The following is a 17572-nucleotide window of genomic DNA, read 5'->3' as shown; positions in this document are numbered from 1 at the left end:
AGCAATGACAATATCGGCGTCGGTGACAATAGTCCGGTGGCGGGGCGGGTCGAAGGCCTGCCGACCGATGCGCGCGAAAGCGCGCTACTGCTGACCTTGCCGGCCGGGGCCTATTCGGCGGTGATGGAAGGCGTCAATGGCTCGACCGGCGTGGGTCTCCTGGCTGTTGATACCGTGGTCAACCCGCAGGAAACCGGCAGTGTGATCAATCTGTCGTTCCGTGGCGATGTCGGTGCGGGCGACAATGTGGTGATTGCCGGTTTTATCATCGTTGGTGGCAGCAAGAATGTGCTGTTGACTGCACGCGGCCCCTCACTGGCGCAGGCCGGCGTCAGTGGTGTACTTGCGAGGCCGATGCTGGAATTGCGTGATGCCAGGGGCGCCCTGATTTCCAGCAATGCCGGCTTGGGCAATGCGCCCAATCTTGCCGCGATTCACGCAACCGGCATGGCGCCGGCCAATGCCGATGAATCGGCTATCTTGCAGCAGCTGCCGGAAGGCGCGTATTCGGTGATTGCGCGTGGTCTGAATGGCGGGCAGGGCGTGGTACTGATGGCGGTCGAGCAGGTGGACTGATCAAACGATGAGGCCGGCGCGGAAGGCGCGTTGTGCCGGTCGGGGCGGCAGGCTGAATGAACACGCTCAGCCTGCGTCGAGCGGAATGGGTGCATTGGCCTGCACCCGTTCATCGGTCTCGGCCAGAAAACACCGCGAGCGACGCAAGGCCTCTTTGGCGGCAGCAATGGCTTCGTCGATCTCAGCGCACAACTGATCGATTCTTTGCACCTGCTCGCGCTGGGTTGAATATTCCGGGCTGGTCATGGCCAAATGAAATGGATTGGGGTAAGGCAATCTAGCAATCCACCTATATGTCTACATCCCCCATATTGGGGAAAATGCGGTATTTACAACGTTTATTTGATCGTCAGGGGCAATTTGCCTGGCCGGAAGTGTGCGAAGTGAAGACAAATCGATTTACGCGATTTGCCTGCATTATTTGATCATGGCGAATTTCGGGGCGCGATCGCCTCGCGATTATTTGACGGACGACGAGCCGCAGTGACCGCACTCTGCTGCGAGCTGTGCAACCACGATTGCCGGCTCGGGATCATGCGGCATATCGCTGGTAATCGGCATCGGGGCGCGGCAATACTCGCGCGGCTTTGCTGGCTGCCACGATAGTCGGTGGCCGGATACCGCCGAGTGCCCGCAACAACTGCGCCGGCAAGGCTGACGAGTACGTGGGGCGAGAGACTTTCCAGCGTTGCTGGCATGGTCGCGACAAGTTGATGTGTGCAATGGTTTTCCAAGTTGCTGATTCACCGGTGTTTTCTCTGGCGGTGTGTATTTTCTTGCCGGCTTGTTAAAAATTGTCGCCATATCGTGTCAGCCGGAATGAACATGGTGCGTTAATCACCTTGTGGGTTTTCCACCTGAACAACAAAGGAGTATCGCCATGACCATTTTCAAGACTGTTGCCGCTGCCCTGATCGCCGCCGGTGTCGCCATGAGCCCTGCGTTTGCCGCAGATGCCCCTGCTGAAAAGCCAGCCAAGGCACAAAAACATCACAAGAAGGTTCACCACAAGGCTCACAAGGCACATAAGGCCCACAAGGCTGCCAAGAAGGCCTGATTTCAGGTTCCAAGCAAAAAGGCTGCAATTGCAGCCTTTTTTATTAGGGCGAGTCGCATCGCCAGCACTGGAAGTGCCAGTGCAAAGATGGCGGCGCTCAGGGGAACCATTTCGATTCAATGGCCTTGTAACGGCCATTCTTGGTGATCAAATCAAGTCCGCTATTGAATCTGTCGACATAGTAGGCTGATCGCGGGAAGTGGCGCGAAAAAGCGATATACAGCGCGGGTTCTGCCGTCATGCCAACAGCTTTGAAGCGCCCGGCAATGGCGGGGTAGCGTCGCAGCAGATAGTCGGTGACTTTCTCATACGCCACCATATATTTGACCCGACCAGCGACCAGCTTGCGAAAACCCTGGATATCCTGATTGGACACGCTGCGCACGATCAGCGGATTGGTGTCGAATGCTTCGCCATATTCATAACCATTGGTCACACCGACTTCCTGTTTTTCCAGATCTTTCGGTGTCAGGTCTGCATCGTTGGAACTATTCAAGGCATAGATATTGATCCGGGCGGTGAATAGCGGGCGGGCATGCCACAGGTAATGCGGCTCAAGCAGGCTGTTGCGGGCGGCATCGAAGCAGCCGAGTATTTTTCCGGCCTTGCTTTCCGCCATACAGCGCGCATACGGTAGCGATTCAAACTGCACCTCGATACCGGCTGCCTGATAGGCCTCACGAACCACATCGACAGCAAAGCCACGTGCCTGGCCATCAATAATCCCCGAGAAAGGCAGCCAGTCATCTTCTGCGCCCAGCACGATGGTTTCGGCCCGGCACAGGCTGATCAGGCCGGCAAGTGCGAGCGTTTGTACGGTACGGATCAGCCATGATCGCCCGCAACGATGGTCTGCATGGATTACCGTTTTCTTGCCCATGATATTCATATCCGGCTCAGGGTTTGTTCTGCAGCTCGTTGAATTGACGGTTGAATTCGGCTGAATCACGCACCGTGGCGATGCGGTCCCACACATGATTGGCAAATTGCGGGTAGCGCTTGTAAAAGCTCTTTGAAAATACCAGGTAATAGGACTTTTCTGCCAAGGGCACCGGCAGGCGTTCGACCAGGGCGGCTAATTCCGGCCGTTGCGCCAGGATCAGGTCACCGCTATTGGTATGCAAGGCAATCGCCTCGAAATTGCCCAAGGTCAGATAGCGCATCAGGTCTTCCGCGCTCTTGGTCGAGTCATCCACCTTCAGGCCGGCGTCACGCAGCTGGGTGACGATGGAAAAGCTGTTCTGGGCACCAATCGTGCCTGAAACATGGCTGAATTGTTTGCCATTCCAGGCGATTGCACTGTCCTTGAGGCGGTATAGCGAGTAACTGGCTTTATGCATGCGCCGGCTCTGGTCTGCTTGCCCGCTGCTAACGGGAAACACGCCGATGGCCTCACGCTCTGGCAGGTAGCTGATGTTCACCACGCCATCCACCACATTGTTTTGTAATTCCGACAGGCAGCGCTTCCACGGTTTGACCGCCAGAACGACATGCGCCCCCAGCGGCTCGGTAGCCATCTTGATCATCAGCGAAACATAGGAAGGCCGGTCTTTGGAGACCCATGCACCGCTTTCCTGATCCCCCTGGCAGAGCTTGACCGTAGCCGGCTTGGGTTCGGCCAAGGCAGGAACGGAAATCAGCATGGCCAACAGCAGTCGGGAAATGCGCATGGTTACTCCACTTCTGATGCTCATGCACGTGAACCGTCCGTCAAGATTGCGTCTCGCGTTGCCGGAAACGCCTTGCGCCCGTCCTGGAGAAGCGCTGGCCGAAACGGGTATTCAACCCTCGCAGCCGGCGCCGGGATGCCCGGTGCCCAGGCGATCGCGGCTAAGCCATTGAGTCTTGCTTATTGCGCCTCGCCGCCTCGGCGGGTGAGCCCCGCTATTGAGCGTCGGGTGATCCGTTCAGCGCTGCCTCAACGGCACGCCGGGCAGTGTTCACCCCAAGGAGCATAGTTGCTGGCAGCACAGGATTCCGGAATTTTGCATGGCCGTGGTGTTGGGCAGGCAAGTTCGGCGGCGCAGCTGCCGCGCACGTATCAGACCGGTTTTGCTGCCAGCCATTCGCGCCGGCTTGCCTGTAACCATTGCAGTCGCAACGCAGTGAGTTGCGGTGTAAGCGGCCAGTGCATATCGCCCAGGCGACTTACCGGCACGATCCCGGCCAGGCTATTGCTGAGCAATACCGCGTCGGCAGATTGCAGATCATCCAGGTGCAAGGCCCGTCGTTGCACATTCAGGCCCTGGCCGGGTGCCAGCTCGAGCAATAGCTGGCGTGCCACGCCGGCCACGCCGCAGTCGTGCAGGGGGTGGGTGTGCAGGCAGCCGTCCTGCAGCAGGAATAAATTGCTGATGACGCCTTCCACCAGCTCGCCCCGGCCATTGCACATCAGGCCGTCGAAAATCGCCGTATCCGTCCATTCGCGGCGCGCCATCACCTGATCGAGGCGGTTCAGGTGCTTGATACCGGCGAGGCCGGGCTGGATGCTCAGCGGCCAGTCACACAGGCGCACCACGGCGCCATCGGAATAAAGGCTTTCGGAATAGGCGGGCAGGGCGGATAGCTGCACGATGCGCGTGACGGGGGCTCCGGTCACGCAGGCGTAGCCGCGCTGGCTTTCGCCACGGCTGACGATGATCTTGATCACGCCATCGACGGCGTCCAGATGGGCAATATCGGCCAATAGCAGCGCTTCTGCCGGGCAGGTGATGCCGAGGGCGGCGCAATCGGCTGCCAGCTTGGCATAGTGGCGCGGCCACAGCAGCAGGCGGCCGGCTTCGCAGCGGATGGTGCGAAAGACACCATCGCCATAGGCCAGGCCACGGTCGCTTACCGATATCTGGCCGGCCGGCCGGCCATTGACCAGGCTGTTCACGCGGCGACACCCAAGGCGCGCAGCAGGCCGCGTGCCTTGGCGCGGGTTTCGTTCAGCTCGCGCTCGGCATCGCTGTCGGTCACGATGCCGGCGCCGGCGCGGAAGTAGAGTGCATCACCATCCTGCATAAAGGTGCGGATCAGGATATTCATGTCCAGCGTGCCATCGCGGTTGATATAGCCGAGGCTGCCGGTATAGGCGCGGCGCGGCCGGTCCTCTAGCTCGCGGATGATCTGCATGCAGCGCACTTTCGGGCAGCCGGTAATGGTGCCGCCGGGGAACAGGGCGCGCAGCACTTCGGCAACATTCAGGCCGGGGCGGATCTGGCAGCTGACGGTGGACTCGATATGGTGCACATAGCTGTAGGTGGTGACCTCCATCAGCGCATCGACCTTGACCGTGCCGGGCTCGGCAATGCGGCCCAGATCATTGCGCTCCAGATCGATCAGCATGATGTGCTCGGCCCGCTCCTTGCTGGAGGCGATCAGGCGCTGCTTTTGCGCCGCGTCTTCCTCCGGGTCGCTGGCGCGGGGATGGGTGCCGGCGATCGGCCGGGTCAGCACCCGCCCTGACGGGTCGATCTGCACCAGCCGCTCCGGGGAGGAACTGACAATGGCCCGGCCCAGCCCGAGATCGACATAGGCCGAGAAGGGTGCAGGGTTGGCCAGACGCAAGCGGGCAAACAGATCGAGCGGCCCGGCGCCATCGGCAAGGCGTGCATCCCAGCCTCGCGACAGATTGACCTGGAACACATCGCCATCGCGGATATAGTCCTTGCAGCGACGGGTACCGTCCAGGAAGGCCTCCGGCGCGTCCTCGCCCAAGGAAGTCAGGCTGATCGGCTTCGGCGTGAATTCAATGGCCTGCAGATTGCGCAGGCGTGCCATCTGCTGCGCAGTTTCGGCGACCGTCCTGGCCTGCCCGGAGCTGCGCTCGACGATGATGGCTGCCGGCACCCGTGCCAGCAAACCAAGCGGAAATCCGTCGTCGCGGCGTGCTGCAACGCTGGGCTCCAGGGTTTCCAGCCATTCATAACCCAGATAGCAGAACCAGCCGCCACTGAACGGCAGATCGCTGCCATTGGGCCGTGGCGCTACCTTGATGGCCGCCAGATCGGCAAATAGGGCGCGGCCTTCGCCTGCGCCATACACGCGGATCGACTCTGGCAGCGCAAACAGGATGTCCCAGCCCTGCTCGCCAGCCGATTGCAGCAGATAGGGAAACTCGGCAGGGTGCGAGGCTGCCAGGGCGAGCAGATCGGGGACGGTGGCAAGGGTTTCGCTGAGCATGGGCGTCACTTCAAAGAAAACGCCGCGCAGTCTCCCGCGCGGCGTTGGGCTTGGCAAGGGTGGAAACTTAGATTCGCTTGAACACAGCCGTGCCGTTGGTGCCGCCAAAGCCGAAGGAATTGGAGATCGCCACGTCGATCTTCATATCGCGGGCAGTATTGGCCACGTAATCGAGATCGCAGCCGCCTTCCACATCCTGCTCGAACAGATTGATGGTGGGCGGGCTCTTCTGGTGATAAAGGGCCAGTACCGTATAAACCGCCTCGATGCCGCCGGCGCCGCCGAGCAAATGGCCGGTCATCGACTTGGTCGAATTCATCGCCAGTTTTTTGGCGTGCTCGCCGAAGCAGCGCTTCACTGCAAGGGTTTCCGCCACATCGCCCAGCGGTGTCGAGGTGCCGTGGGCATTGATATAGTCGACCTCGTCCGGGTTGATACGTGCATCACGCAGCGCATTGATCATGCCGCGCGCGGCGCCATCGCCGTCTTCACACGGCGCGGTCATATGGTGGGCATCACTGCTCACGCCGAAACCGGCCACCTCGGCATAGATGCGGGCGCCGCGTGCCTTGGCGTGTTCGTACTCTTCTAGTACCAGCACACCGGCACCTTCACCCATCACGAATCCGTCGCGGCCTTTGTCCCAGGGGCGGCTGGCGGTGGCTGGGTCGTCATTGCGGGTGGACAGGGCACGCATGGCGGCAAAGCCACCGATGCCGATACGGGCGATGGCACATTCCGAGCCGCCGGCAACCATCACATCGGCATCGCCATACTGGATGGTGCGCGCTGCATCGCCAATCGAATGGGTGGCGGTGGTACAGGCGGAGACAATGCCGTAGCTCAGGCCCTTGTAGCCCTTCATGATCGACACATGGCCGGCGATCATATTGGACAGCGAGCCGGGAATGAAGAAAGGGCCGATCTTGCGCGGGCCGCCTTCATGCATGGCGATCACGGTCTCTTCGATCAGCGGCAGGCCACCGATGCCGGAGCCGATATTGACGCCGATGCGTTCCATATCGAGGCCGACTGCGTCATCAAGGCCGGCGTCGGCAATCGCCTGGAAGGCGGCGGCAATGCCGTAATGGATAAAGGTATCCATACGGCGTGCATCCTTGGCCGAAATATATTGGGTGACATCGAAACCGCGCACTTCGCCGGCGATCTGGCAGGCCAGATCGGATGGGTCGAAGCGGGTGATCCGACTGATGCCGGACTGGCCAGCCAGCAGATTGGCCCAGCCGGTGGCAACATCATTGCCTACCGGAGAAATATGGCCAAGGCCCGTGACGACTACTCTGCGTTTGGACATGGTGTTGTTCCTGTCTACGACGATTCCGACAGCCTACGGGGCTTGCATGACAAGTCAAACAAGCGCCTGCTCAAATCGGAATCCGGATACGACAAGACCCCGGCGCGATTGCTCGCGCGGGGGCCTTGTAGATTCATTCAGGCGCGCAACCCGAGGGCTGCGTTAGCCGGCCAAGCGCGCATTACTTGCTGACGTGGCCTTTGACGTAGTCGATAGCCTGCTGAACATTGGTGATCTTTTCCGCTTCTTCATCCGGAATTTCGCACTCGAACTCTTCTTCCAGTGCCATCACGAGCTCAACGGTGTCGAGCGAGTCAGCGCCAAGGTCTTCAACAAAGGACGAATCGATCTTGATATCGGCTTCGTTGACGCCCAGTTGCTCGGCGACGATCTTCTTCACGCGTTGTTCGATGTTTTCCATTCTTGAACCCACACCTTTCATATTGGATGGTCAAAAGCGCCCGCATTCTAACAAAAAAACCGGGTGCAAACTCAAAAGCCAAACTCTAAGCGAGCCTGATTCACAAGAAGCTGGGCCGCCAACCGGATGGTCCGGACAGGGCCAAGCTCATACTGTTTTGCTGTAACGATACTGAGCATGCGCGTTCAGGCGCCAGGTCAGTTCATATACATGCCGCCATTCACGTGCAGGGTATTGCCAGTGATGTAGCTTGCCTTATCGCTGGCCAGAAAGGCGACGGCATCGGCGATTTCTTGCGGCTGGCCAAGACGCTCCAGCGAGATCTGTGCGATCAACTTGGCCTTGTATTCTTCCGGCAGGCTGGCGGTCATATCGGTGTCAATAAAGCCCGGTGCCACGCAATTCACCGTGATATTGCGGCTGCCCACTTCGCGGGCCAGCGAACGGGTAAAACCCATCATGCCGGCCTTGGCCGCCGCGTAATTGGTCTGACCGGCCGAGCCTAGGCTGCCCACTACGGATGCGATGCTGACGATGCGGCCCCAGCGCGCCTTCATCATGCCGCGCAGCACCGCCTTGGACAGGCGGAACACCGAGCGCAGATTGGTATCCATCACCGCATCCCAGTCGTCTTCCTTCATGCGCATCAGCAGGCCATCGCGGGTAATGCCGGCGTTGTTGACCAAGATGGCAATGGCGCCGTGGTCTTTTTCGATCTGCGCCAGGGCGGCGTCGACGGCCGCTGCGTCGTTCACATCGAGCGCGAGGCCGGCGCCCTTGACGCCCAGTTCCTGCAAATAAGTAGTGATGGCGGCTGCACCGCTTTCGCTGGTGGCGGTGCCGATCACGGTAGCGCCGTCGCGCACCAGGGTTTCGGCGATAGCGCGACCGATGCCGCGTGATGCGCCTGTCACCAGGGCGACTTTACCTTGCAAGGACATCTTTGCTTCTCCGGTTTGCCGCAAACCGCCAGTCAACACGGTTGAGGGTTTCGCAGCATTACATGCATCTAGCCGCCGCACTATCTGTGCGTCGAGCAATTCAGTGTTTCAGGCAAGCAGCGCCTTGAGCGCCTCGAATTGGGCGGGCTCGGTCAGGGCGACCGACTGCAGGCTGTCGACAATGCGCTTGCTCATGCCGGCCAGCACCTTGCCGGGGCCGCATTCCGCCACCACGGTTATGCCCTCGCTTGACAGCTTCTGCACGGTTTCTACCCAGCGCACCGGACTATACAGCTGGCGTGCCAGGGCGGCGCGAATCTGGTCTGGCTCGCTGTAGGCTGCCACATCGGCATTGTGGATCACGGCAATGCGCGGCGTTTTGATCTCGATGCCTGCCAGTGCGGCGGCCAGCTGCTCGGCCGCAGGCCGCATCAGCGCACAGTGCGAGGGCACCGAAACCGGCAAGGGCAGGGCGCGCTTGGCACCGCGTGCCTTGCACGCCTCGCCGGCACGCAGTACCGCGGCCTTGCTGCCGGCAATCACCACCTGGCCGGGCGTGTTGAAATTGACCGGCTCGACTACCTCGCCTTGCGCTGCTTCGGCACAGGCGGCGCGGATATTGTCATCGTCCAGCCCGAGAATCGCCGCCATGGCCCCTTCGCCTTCCGGCACCGCCGACTGCATGGCTTGCGCGCGCAGGCGCACCAGCCGAACCGCATCCTTGAAATCCAGTGCACCGGCAGCCACTAGCGCCGAGTATTCACCAAGGCTGTGGCCTGCCAGCATGGCCGGCTCGGCACCGCCTTGCGCCTTCCAGGCACGGTAAACGGCTACGCCCGCCACCAGCATCACCGGCTGGGTGTTGACGGTGGCATCGAGCAATTCTTTCGGGCCGCTGGCGATCAATGCGCCGATATCCTGGCCCAGCGCTTCACTGGCCTCTGCCAGGGTGGCTTGCACCTCGGGCAGCTTGGCAAAGGCATCGAGCATGCCGACCGACTGCGAACCCTGGCCGGGGAAAACAAAGGCGAATGTCATTGGATGGGTCTCAGGACTGTGCAGCACGCGCTGCTTCTAGGTCGGCGCGCACCTGCTGATAGGCGGGGCGCTGTTTCATCTGGGCCAGGTAGGCTTCAACCGGCAGATCGGCAAACCAGTCGCGCTGGTAGACGATCTGGGTAATGCGCGTGACCAGCGGGATATGCATGGCAATGGCGCAGTCGGCCATGGTAAAGGCGTCGCCGGCCACATAGGGAGCAAAGCGGGCGATGCGGCGGAACGACGCCAGACCGCGATCGAGCTGGCGCGCCACTTCATCCCAGACGCCTTCATTGAGCGGTGCGCCGAACAGCGCATGCGGCAACATGCGACGCGCCACCAGTTCGATATCCTGCTCGAACACATGGATCAGCTCGCGCACCTTGGCGCGCGCCAGCGCATCGGCCGGCAGCAGCGGCGGGGTCGGGTAGCACTCTTCCAGGTATTCCAGCGCGGCTTGCGATTCGCAAAAGCGCCCGCCATCCACTTCGAAATACGGCACCTTGCCGGTTGGACACAGCGCCAGATAGTCGGCATCCTGCGACGGGCGCGCCAGCACTTCCTCGAAAGCGATGCCTTTTTCCAGCAAGGCCAGCTTGACCTTGTTGTGATAGTTGGAAAGCGGCATTCCAGATAGTTTGAACATGGCGAATTTATTACCGTTCGGCGACGTTTGCGGAAATTAGGCGCGGATATTACCGCCAACGCCAGCCAATCGCTAGCAAGCAGGCGCTTGTTTGACTTTAGTGCTGCGACATTTACCAGCGCAGCAGTACCGCACCCCAGGCAAAGCCACCGCCTATGCCTTCGAGCATCAGCAATTCCCCTGGCGCAAAGCGACCGGCGCGGGCGGCTTCGTCGAGTGCCAGTGGGATCGAAGCGGCCGAGGTATTGCCATGCCGTGCCAGGGTCAGGACCACCTTGTCCATGCTCAGGCCCAAGTGCTTGGCGGTGGATTCGATAATGCGCACATTGGCCTGGTGTGGCACCAGCCAGTCCAGTGCTGATTGCGGCAGGCCGGCCTGATCCAGGATTTCCGATGCCAGCTCGGCCAGGGCCTTTACCGCGAATTTATACACCGCCGGGCCGTCCATCTTGAGGAAGGGCTGTCCCTGCAGCTGGCCATGGGCCACATTGCCCGGCGTGGTCAGGATATGCCGGAAGCGGCCGTCGGCCTTGAGCTTGCAGGCGACAATGCCCGGCTCGTTCGAGGCTTTCAGTACCACTGCGCCGGCGCCATCGCCAAACAGTACGCAGGTGGCGCGATCGCTCCAGTCGAGAATGCGCGAAAAGGCTTCCGCCCCGACCACCAGTACCGTCTTGGCCATGCCGGTGCGGATATATTGGTCGGCGGTGGTCAGTGCGTAGACAAAGCCGGCGCAAACCGCCTGCACATCGAAAGCCGGGCAGCCGTAGGCACCGAGTTTTTCCTGCAGGATGCAGGCGGTGGACGGGAAGATCACATCGGGTGTGCTGGTGGCGACGATGATCAGGTCGAGCTGGTCGGCTGTTACACCAGCCTGCTGCATTGCCTGCTGGCTGGCGTGCAGGGCCAGGTCGCTGGTCATCTCGTCTGCGGCAGCAATGCGTCGTTCGCGGATGCCGGTGCGGCTGACTATCCACTCGTCGGAAGTATCGACGCGCTGCGCCAGCTCGGCGTTGCTGAGTATCCGGGCGGGCAAATAGCTGCCCGTCCCTGCTATGCGGGAATACAACAAGGCTCTCTCCATCGGCTACCGCGTCAACGGCACGGCAGCCTCGCTTGGGTAATGCCGGTCGGCTCATTGGCCGGCCGGTCAATTGTTTGCTACGAGGTAGTGCGGGTATTGCTGTCTCAGGCGTCCAGTGGATCGGCCTGTGAACTCTTTTGTTGGTGGCCCGGCTCGCTCATGCTGTCGCTGATGCGGCGCAGTACGCCGGAGCGTGCTTCTTCCAGCGCTTGCTCCAGCGCACAGAAAAAGGCGAAGCGGTCGGCACCGCCATGGCTTTTCACCACGATGCCACGCAGGCCCAGCAGGCTGGCGCCGTTGTAGCGGCGCGGATCCATGCGGTGCTTGAAGCTCAGCAGCACTGGTGCGGCCACCACGGCAATCAGCTTGCGCCACCAGCTTTTGAAGAATTCCTCGCGCAAAAACTGGCTGAGCATCTTGGCCAGGCCTTCGCTGGTCTTGAGTGCCACATTGCCGGTGAAGCCGTCGCACACCACCACATTGACGGTGCCCTTGTAGATATCGTTGCCTTCCACATTGCCGTAGAAATTCAGCTTGGAAGCGCGTAGCAGTTCGGCGGCTTCCTTGACGGCGCCATTGCCCTTGATGTCTTCCGAGCCAACATTGAGCAGGCCCACGCTGGGGTGGTCGACCTGGCGCAGGGCGCCGTACAGCATGGCGCCCATCACGCCGAACTGGTACAGCTGCTCGGGCGTGCAGTCGACATTGGCGCCCAGATCCAGCACGCAGCTGCTGCCGCGCATGGTCGGCATCATCTTGGCGATGGCGGGCCGCTCGATGCCTGGCAGCATTTTCAGCACGAAACGCGCGGTGGCCATCAGGGCGCCGGTATTGCCGGCCGACACGCAGGCATGGGCTTCACCGCTTTTCACCAGATTGATCGCCACCCGCATCGATGAATCTTTTTTGTTCTTCAGCGCCAGTTGTGGCGCTTCATCCATGGCCACCACTTCGCTGGCGGCGTGGATGCGCAGGCGCGGGCCGGTGTGGGCGTGGCGCGCTTTCAGTTCGGCCTCGATGGCATCCTGCAGACCTACCAGCACGACATTGACGTCGGGATGCGCTTTGAGGAATTTCAGGGCGGCCGGCACGGTGACATGCACGCCGTGATCGCCACCCATCGCATCAATTGCGACAGTGATTTCCATGTCGATGAGTTTCTTGTTCCACTAGTCTCAAGCGCTTGCTTGAAAGAAAAAAGGCGCACTCTGAAAGAGCGCGCCTTTTATACACCTGCATCAGGACAAGCGGGCAATTACTCGCCCTTGGCCTTGACCACACGACGGCCACGGTAAAAACCGTTCGGGCTGATGTGGTGACGCAGGTGAGCTTCACCGGTGCTTGGCTCGATGGCCAGAGCTGGTGCGGTGAGGAAGTCGTGAGCGCGATGCATGCCGCGCTTGGACGGGGATTTTTTGTTCTGTTGAACGGCCATGGTAGTGCTCCTGGATCAAACTTTTGAAATGTAAAACTATTGCTCGCCGCGCTTCAACTTGCCTTTTAGCTCCGCCAGCACGGCAAACGGGTTCGGCTTTTGCGGCGTACTGCCCGCGTCTGGCGCTGCTGCCGCGTCGGATTCGCACGAATCGTGCGCCGGTGCAAACGGCAACGACAGTAAAATCTCGTCCTCTACCAGGTTCATTGGGTCGAACGCACGTTCGAACAGCAAACCTTCCAGATCCTCATCATCGGCCTCTGCTTCATCCATTCGCGCTTCATCAGCGAACAGGGTGAAGCGGCTGGCGACATCGAGCTCGAATGGCATCGGTTTAAGGCAGCGTCGGCAGCTGAGCTCGAAATGGCCTTTCAGGCTCAAATCCAGCGTCAAGCGCTTGTAATGATCGCTACCGCCTGCCAGCGCAAACTGCACCGGGCCACCCGCCAGCACTTCGCCGGCTACCCTGGGTAAGTCGGCCAGGGCCAGCTCGCCATGCAGGGTCTTTTGTTGCCGGGCAAACTCGCCGTTGTCAAAGATGAGGTCGGACATAAACGACGGATGATATACTTTTGCCTCCGCTCCCGTCAAACAAAAACCGTCGCGCCGCGCTAAGCGACGCGGCCATGGCGGTGAGCGAATTGTGCTTTCAAATCAATTACAAACTCGCGGCATGGCCGGCCTTCCCGGCGGCGCTGCTGCGTTGGATTCTTGCAATGGTTCAACCTTCCTTGGTGCTTGGTTCCACCTCCCGCTATCGCCGCGAATTGCTCGAGCGCCTGGGCTTGCCGTTTGAAGTGGCAGCCCCTGATTGTGATGAGACCCCGCTGGCGGGCGAATCCGCCGCTGCTACCGCTTCACGCCTGGCTTGCCTGAAGGCGCAATCGCTAGCGCAGCGCTTTCCGGGTGCACTGATCATCGGCTCGGATCAAGTGGCGCTGCTGCATGGCGAGCAGCTCGGCAAGCCCGGCAACTACGAGCGCGCAGTGGTGCAATTGCGCGCCATGCGCGGCCAGACCATCGTGTTTCATACCGCGCTGGCTTTGCACAATGCCGCCAGTGGCCACACCCAGCAATGCGTGGTGCCCTGGCAGGTGACCATGCGCGACTACAGCGATGCCGAAATCGATCGCTATCTGCAGCGCGAGCAGCCTTATGACTGCGCCGGCAGTGCCAAGACCGAAGGGCTGGGTGTGGCGATGATCGCCAGCATGCAGGGTAGCGATCCGGCCGCCATCATCGGCCTGCCGCTGATCGAGCTCTGCCATATGCTGCGTCGCGAAGGCTATGCCCTGTTATGAGTTACGGCACGCTTTATCTGGTTCCCGCCCCGCTGGGCGAAGGCTCGCTCGACACCATCCTGCCGGCTGATGTGCGCGGCACCGCCAATCGCATCCAGCACTGGGTGGTGGAAAACGCCAAGACTGCCCGTCGCTTTCTCAAGCTGTATGGCCCGGAGCGGGTAATCAGCGAGCTTGTCATGCAGGACTTGAACGAGCACACCAAGCCGGCCGAGCTGGCGGCCTTGCTGGCGCCCTTGCTGGCCGGTCACGATGTTGGCGTGATATCCGAAGCCGGCTGCCCCGGCATTGCCGACCCCGGCGCCAATCTGGTTCGATTGGCTCATGCTCGTGGTATCCGGGTGGTGCCGCTGGTCGGGCCTTCGTCGATTTTGCTGGCCCTGATGGCGGCAGGAGCCAGCGGTCAGCGCTTTCGTTTCCATGGCTATTTGCCGGTGGATGCGGCTCCGCGCAGCGAGCGGCTGCGCGAACTGGAACGCGATTCTGCGCGGCTGGACGAAGCGCAGCTGTTCATCGAAACACCGTATCGCAACGACGCCCTGATCGATGCCCTGTTGCAGGCTTGTCGCGGCACCACCATGCTGACTGTGGCGCGCGACCTGACTACGGCTGATGAGTTGGTGATCTCGCGCCCCTTGACGCAGTGGAAGACTGATGCGCGCCCCGACCTGAAAAAGCGCCCTGCCATGTTTGTGCTGTATGCCGGCAAATAACCGGCTTTCCAACTGAATCTCCGTGGTCCACGCCCCATGATGAAAATTGCCCTCGCCCAATTCAATGCCACTGTCGGCGATCTGGTCGGCAATACCGACCGGATCATCGCGCTGATCGAAGCGGCACGCCGCGATGGCGCCGATGTGTTGCTGGTGCCGGAACTAAGCATTGCCGGCTATCCGCCAGAAGATTTGCTGCTGCGCCCCAGCTTTTATGCCGCCTGCGAAGTGCAGCTGGATCGGCTGCTCGACGCCGCTGACGATGTCACCCTGATCGTCGGCCACCCGCAGCAGATCGGCCACGAGCGCTTCAATGCCGTCACGGTGATGCGCGACGGCAATTATCTGGGCCGTGGCCAGAAGCTGGTGCTGCCTAATAATGAAGTGTTCGACGAATGCCGCTATTTCAGCCCCGGCGCCTCGCCCTGTGTATTCGAGCAACGCAATCACGACGGCAGCATTGTCACCATCGGCGTGCCGATCTGCGAGGACATCTGGCATATCGAGCCGGCTGCCGAGGCGGCCGATCTGGGCGCACAAATCCTGCTGGTGCCCAATGCCTCGCCCTACCATCTGGGCAAGGAAGGCGTGCGCCACGAAATCGTCCGCCAGCGTATCGAAGAAACCGGACTGCCCATCGTCTACTGCAACTGGGTGGGCGGGCAGGATGAGCTGGTATTCGATGGCGGCAGCTTTGCCATGAATCGCCGGGGTGAGGTGGTCGCGCAGCTGCCGATGTTTGAAGCCGCTACCCGGATCATCGAATTCGCCGATGGCGATCTGCTGGCCGGCCAGATCGCGCCAGCATTGAGCGAGGACGCCACGGTCTATCAGGCGCTGGTGCTGGCGACCCGTGATTACCTGCTCAAGAATCGCTTTCCTGGCGCCATCATCGGCCTGTCGGGTGGCATCGATTCCGCCCTGACCCTGGCAATCGCGGTGGATGCACTGGGTGCCGACAAGGTGCGGGCAGTGATGATGCCCTCGCGCTACACCGCGCAGATCAGTCTCGACGACTCGCGCGAGATGGTGCGCCGCCTCGGCGTGCAGTACGACGAGATCAGCATCGAGCCGATGTATGAGGCCTTTACCGGTGCGCTGGCCGGGCAGTTTGCCGGCTTGCCGGCCGACACCACCGAGGAAAACCTGCAATCGCGCATTCGCGGGGTGATCCTGATGGCCCTGTCGAACAAGACCGGCCGGCTGGTGCTGACCACCGGCAACAAGAGCGAGATGACCACTGGCTACGCCACCCTGTATGGCGATATGGCGGGTGGCTATGCCGTGCTGAAGGATATTGCCAAGACCCTGGTGTACCGGCTGTCCAGCTACCGCAATACGGTGTCAGATGTCATTCCGGAGCGCATCATCACCCGTCCACCCTCGGCCGAGTTGCGCGACAACCAGGTCGACCAGGACAGCCTGCCGCCTTACGACATCCTCGACGCCATCATGGCCCGCTATGTCGAAGGCAACCAGTCGATCGCCGACATTATCGCCGCGGGCTTCAATGAGGCCGATGTACTGCGAGTGGTGAAGTTATTGAAAGTGAACGAATACAAACGCCGCCAGGCCGCCATCGGTGCCCGCATCACTCCGCGTGGATTTGGCAAGGATTGGCGCTATCCGGTGACCAATGGGTTTTTGGCGTGATTGGCTGCGCGCTGTTGCAATAAGAAAAGCCCCGCGAGCGGGGCTTTTTCTGTTACGACAGGTGCTGAACAGCCAGCCTCGGATAAGGCCTGCGATTACCAGAACTTGTACTTGGCGCGTGCATAGAATGTACGGCCGAGCGGGTTGGTGAATTGTGCGTCATAACCAGTCTGGAAGTTCTGAGTAGTACGCGAGGAGGGTGGGTCTTGATCAAGAATATTGCGAATGCCGAGACCGAGATCAAGGTTTTTGATACCACGCCAGGTAACTTGCGCATCCCAGGTGTTATACGAGGCAACGTCGCGAGGATCTTGCTTCTTGGTCTTGTCGGCAAAGTCGACATAATGCAGGGTGAAATTATCCGTCAGCGAAGCACTCCATGAGCCACGGTTGTAGACCAAGGTGGCGGAGTGCCGATAACGAGGAGCGACGGCATAATCCTGATATACGCCGTTATCACTAACCTTGGGCAGATTCGGGTATTGATAGCCGTGAGTGAGCAAATAGGTGCCGTCGTAGTTTACACTGAACGCACCGATGTTCTCGATGCGGAATCGATAGTTCAGATTCAGGTCGATACCCGATGCAAAAAATTGCGCTGTATTGGTTTGCGGGGTGTAGATAAAGGCAAGCGGGAAGTCGACGTTGCCGTTCCCCTTGATCAGTCGTGGGTCATTCAGGCCTTTCACGCCACGCGGATTGTTCAGCAATTCCGGATTTTTGCGCGGGTCGAAGCGATAATAGTTGTCGGCAAATTGGGTCGGGTTCTGGATAATGGTTTGCTCGGAGAATTGCTGGATCGAATCATCAATCCTGATATTCCAGTAATCGATCGCACCGCTGAAGCTGTTTGTTGGTGCAAATACCAGGCCCATCGAGTATTGCGTCGATTTTTCAGGCTTGAGGTTCATATTGCCCTGGTTGGAGGCGGGCAATTGCACTTCGCACTCATCTTGACGTTTGTCGACCGGGAATGTTGCGGCCGGGTTGGGCTTGCCGTCCGGGCAGCGCAGCGGGTCGCTGTACACGCCATTTGTGTTGTTGCCGGTGGTGAAAGGTCGCAGGTTTTCGTATAGCGTTGGTGCGCGGAAGCCTTGCGCTGCAGAGGCGCGGACCAAGACAGACTTGCTTGGCGTCCAGCGCAAGCCGACTTTCGGGCTGAATTTGTTGAAACTGACACCAAAGTCGTTTTTGTAGTTGTCATAGCGGCCTGCCAGCGACAATT

General features: G+C 60.4%; 20 protein-coding genes. 5 read left to right on the top strand and 15 right to left on the bottom strand.

The annotated features are described in order from the left end of the window. Positions 1-576 (top strand): hypothetical protein (locus ACE3OH_RS08680; RefSeq protein ID WP_374350917.1); only part of this gene is annotated, 576 nt, incomplete at its 5' end. Positions 577-642: 66 nt separating this feature from the next. On the opposite strand, the gene ACE3OH_RS08675 is transcribed toward ACE3OH_RS08680, so the two are convergent. Beyond that, positions 643-822 carry a hypothetical protein gene (locus ACE3OH_RS08675; RefSeq protein ID WP_374350916.1) on the bottom strand — a complete coding sequence of 60 codons (180 nt, stop codon included), beginning with the start codon at positions 820-822 and terminating at the stop codon, positions 643-645. Positions 823-1456: 634 nt separating this feature from the next. Between ACE3OH_RS08675 and ACE3OH_RS08670 the strand changes: the two genes are divergently transcribed. Further along, entirely contained in the window at positions 1457-1633 is a 177-nt protein-coding gene (locus tag ACE3OH_RS08670; protein WP_374350914.1) for a hypothetical protein, read from the top strand. 97 nt (positions 1634-1730) lie between these two features. On the opposite strand, the gene ACE3OH_RS08665 is transcribed toward ACE3OH_RS08670, so the two are convergent. The 13 genes from ACE3OH_RS08665 to ACE3OH_RS08605 all read right to left on the bottom strand — a co-directional run bounded on the left by ACE3OH_RS08665 (position 1731) and on the right by ACE3OH_RS08605 (position 13232). After that, positions 1731-2522 carry a substrate-binding periplasmic protein gene (locus ACE3OH_RS08665; protein WP_374350911.1) on the bottom strand — a complete coding sequence of 264 codons (792 nt, stop codon included), beginning with the start codon at positions 2520-2522 and terminating at the stop codon, positions 1731-1733. 7 nt (positions 2523-2529) lie between these two features. Beyond that, entirely contained in the window at positions 2530-3303 is a 774-nt protein-coding gene (locus ACE3OH_RS08660; protein WP_374350909.1) for a hypothetical protein, read from the bottom strand. Positions 3304-3674: 371 nt separating this feature from the next. Beyond that, positions 3675-4511 carry an aminodeoxychorismate lyase gene (gene pabC, locus ACE3OH_RS08655; protein ID WP_374350904.1) on the bottom strand — a complete coding sequence of 279 codons (837 nt, stop codon included), beginning with the start codon at positions 4509-4511 and terminating at the stop codon, positions 3675-3677. Beyond that, positions 4508-5800 carry an aminodeoxychorismate synthase component I gene (locus ACE3OH_RS08650; protein WP_374350901.1) on the bottom strand — a complete coding sequence of 431 codons (1293 nt, stop codon included), beginning with the start codon at positions 5798-5800 and terminating at the stop codon, positions 4508-4510. The genes pabC and ACE3OH_RS08650 overlap by 4 nt, the downstream gene beginning before the upstream one ends. A gap of 67 nt (positions 5801-5867) precedes the next feature. Further along, positions 5868-7115: a beta-ketoacyl-ACP synthase II gene (gene fabF, locus ACE3OH_RS08645; RefSeq protein WP_374350899.1), complete on the bottom strand. Its 1248-nt coding sequence runs from the start codon at positions 7113-7115 to the stop codon at positions 5868-5870. A gap of 181 nt (positions 7116-7296) precedes the next feature. Then, positions 7297-7536, bottom strand: a complete 240-nt coding sequence (gene acpP, locus ACE3OH_RS08640) for an acyl carrier protein (protein WP_374350896.1) — start codon at positions 7534-7536, stop codon at positions 7297-7299. A 197-nt stretch (positions 7537-7733) separates the two neighbouring features. Further along, positions 7734-8477 (bottom strand): 3-oxoacyl-ACP reductase FabG, encoded by a 744-nt coding sequence (gene fabG / locus ACE3OH_RS08635; RefSeq protein ID WP_374350892.1) that lies wholly within the window; start codon positions 8475-8477, stop codon positions 7734-7736. A 108-nt stretch (positions 8478-8585) separates the two neighbouring features. Continuing rightward, on the bottom strand, positions 8586-9515 hold the full coding sequence (fabD, locus tag ACE3OH_RS08630; RefSeq protein WP_374350889.1) for an ACP S-malonyltransferase: 930 nt from the start codon (positions 9513-9515) through the stop codon (positions 8586-8588). 10 nt (positions 9516-9525) lie between these two features. Further along, positions 9526-10161, bottom strand: a complete 636-nt coding sequence (locus ACE3OH_RS08625; RefSeq protein ID WP_374350886.1) for a glutathione S-transferase family protein — start codon at positions 10159-10161, stop codon at positions 9526-9528. A gap of 112 nt (positions 10162-10273) precedes the next feature. Then, positions 10274-11233 carry a beta-ketoacyl-ACP synthase III gene (locus tag ACE3OH_RS08620; RefSeq protein WP_374350883.1) on the bottom strand — a complete coding sequence of 320 codons (960 nt, stop codon included), beginning with the start codon at positions 11231-11233 and terminating at the stop codon, positions 10274-10276. Between the two features lie 116 nt (positions 11234-11349). Continuing rightward, on the bottom strand, positions 11350-12393 hold the full coding sequence (gene plsX, locus ACE3OH_RS08615; RefSeq protein ID WP_374350880.1) for a phosphate acyltransferase PlsX: 1044 nt from the start codon (positions 12391-12393) through the stop codon (positions 11350-11352). Positions 12394-12500: 107 nt separating this feature from the next. Next, positions 12501-12680, bottom strand: coding sequence for a 50S ribosomal protein L32 (gene rpmF, locus ACE3OH_RS08610; protein ID WP_072428613.1), 180 nt, complete (start codon positions 12678-12680; stop codon positions 12501-12503). A 36-nt stretch (positions 12681-12716) separates the two neighbouring features. Beyond that, complete coding sequence (locus ACE3OH_RS08605) at positions 12717-13232, bottom strand: DUF177 domain-containing protein (RefSeq protein WP_374350878.1); 516 nt, start codon at positions 13230-13232, stop codon at positions 12717-12719. Positions 13233-13396: 164 nt separating this feature from the next. Between ACE3OH_RS08605 and ACE3OH_RS08600 the strand changes: the two genes are divergently transcribed. Genes ACE3OH_RS08600 through ACE3OH_RS08590 form a run of 3 tightly spaced genes read left to right on the top strand, consistent with a single transcriptional unit; the run spans position 13397 to position 16347 of the window. Continuing rightward, the gene (locus tag ACE3OH_RS08600; RefSeq protein WP_374350875.1) at positions 13397-13981 is read left to right on the top strand and encodes a Maf family nucleotide pyrophosphatase; all 585 of its coding nucleotides are present in this window, start codon (positions 13397-13399) and stop codon (positions 13979-13981) included. After that, the gene (locus ACE3OH_RS08595; RefSeq protein ID WP_374350872.1) at positions 13978-14694 is read left to right on the top strand and encodes an SAM-dependent methyltransferase; all 717 of its coding nucleotides are present in this window, start codon (positions 13978-13980) and stop codon (positions 14692-14694) included. Before ACE3OH_RS08600 ends, ACE3OH_RS08595 begins: the two co-directional genes overlap by 4 nt. A 36-nt stretch (positions 14695-14730) precedes the next feature. Next, on the top strand, positions 14731-16347 hold the full coding sequence (locus ACE3OH_RS08590) for an NAD+ synthase (RefSeq protein ID WP_374350869.1): 1617 nt from the start codon (positions 14731-14733) through the stop codon (positions 16345-16347). Positions 16348-16442: 95 nt separating this feature from the next. On the opposite strand, the gene ACE3OH_RS08585 is transcribed toward ACE3OH_RS08590, so the two are convergent. After that, positions 16443-17572, bottom strand: a 1130-nt coding sequence (locus ACE3OH_RS08585; RefSeq protein ID WP_374350866.1) for a TonB-dependent receptor domain-containing protein, incomplete at its 5' end; no start/stop codon positions are given.

This window comes from Chitinimonas sp. (assembly GCF_041904975.1).
In the GTDB taxonomy this organism is placed as follows: Bacteria; Pseudomonadota; Gammaproteobacteria; order Burkholderiales; family Chitinimonadaceae; genus Chitinimonas.
The sequence above is the reverse complement of the archived record's forward strand: the minus strand, read 5'-3'. Positions and strand labels throughout refer to the sequence as shown.

Bases quoted from the DNA above. Each gene is read 5' to 3' on its own strand.
- ACE3OH_RS08675 (WP_374350916.1), bottom strand. From the start codon at position 822: ATGACCAGCCCGGAATATTCAACCCAGCGCGAGCAGGTGCAAAGAATC.
- ACE3OH_RS08670 (WP_374350914.1), top strand. From the start codon at position 1,457: ATGACCATTTTCAAGACTGTTGCCGCTGCCCTGATCGCCGCCGGTGTC.
- ACE3OH_RS08665 (WP_374350911.1), bottom strand. From the start codon at position 2,522: ATGAATATCATGGGCAAGAAAACGGTAATCCATGCAGACCATCGTTGC.
- ACE3OH_RS08660 (WP_374350909.1), bottom strand. From the start codon at position 3,303: ATGCGCATTTCCCGACTGCTGTTGGCCATGCTGATTTCCGTTCCTGCC.
- ACE3OH_RS08650 (WP_374350901.1), bottom strand. From the start codon at position 5,800: ATGCTCAGCGAAACCCTTGCCACCGTCCCCGATCTGCTCGCCCTGGCA.
- fabF (WP_374350899.1), bottom strand. From the start codon at position 7,115: ATGTCCAAACGCAGAGTAGTCGTCACGGGCCTTGGCCATATTTCTCCG.
- acpP (WP_374350896.1), bottom strand. From the start codon at position 7,536: ATGGAAAACATCGAACAACGCGTGAAGAAGATCGTCGCCGAGCAACTG.
- fabG (WP_374350892.1), bottom strand. From the start codon at position 8,477: ATGTCCTTGCAAGGTAAAGTCGCCCTGGTGACAGGCGCATCACGCGGC.
- fabD (WP_374350889.1), bottom strand. From the start codon at position 9,515: ATGACATTCGCCTTTGTTTTCCCCGGCCAGGGTTCGCAGTCGGTCGGC.
- ACE3OH_RS08625 (WP_374350886.1), bottom strand. From the start codon at position 10,161: ATGTTCAAACTATCTGGAATGCCGCTTTCCAACTATCACAACAAGGTC.
- plsX (WP_374350880.1), bottom strand. From the start codon at position 12,393: ATGGAAATCACTGTCGCAATTGATGCGATGGGTGGCGATCACGGCGTG.
- rpmF (WP_072428613.1), bottom strand. From the start codon at position 12,680: ATGGCCGTTCAACAGAACAAAAAATCCCCGTCCAAGCGCGGCATGCAT.
- ACE3OH_RS08605 (WP_374350878.1), bottom strand. From the start codon at position 13,232: ATGTCCGACCTCATCTTTGACAACGGCGAGTTTGCCCGGCAACAAAAG.
- ACE3OH_RS08600 (WP_374350875.1), top strand. From the start codon at position 13,397: ATGGTTCAACCTTCCTTGGTGCTTGGTTCCACCTCCCGCTATCGCCGC.
- ACE3OH_RS08595 (WP_374350872.1), top strand. From the start codon at position 13,978: ATGAGTTACGGCACGCTTTATCTGGTTCCCGCCCCGCTGGGCGAAGGC.
- ACE3OH_RS08590 (WP_374350869.1), top strand. From the start codon at position 14,731: ATGATGAAAATTGCCCTCGCCCAATTCAATGCCACTGTCGGCGATCTG.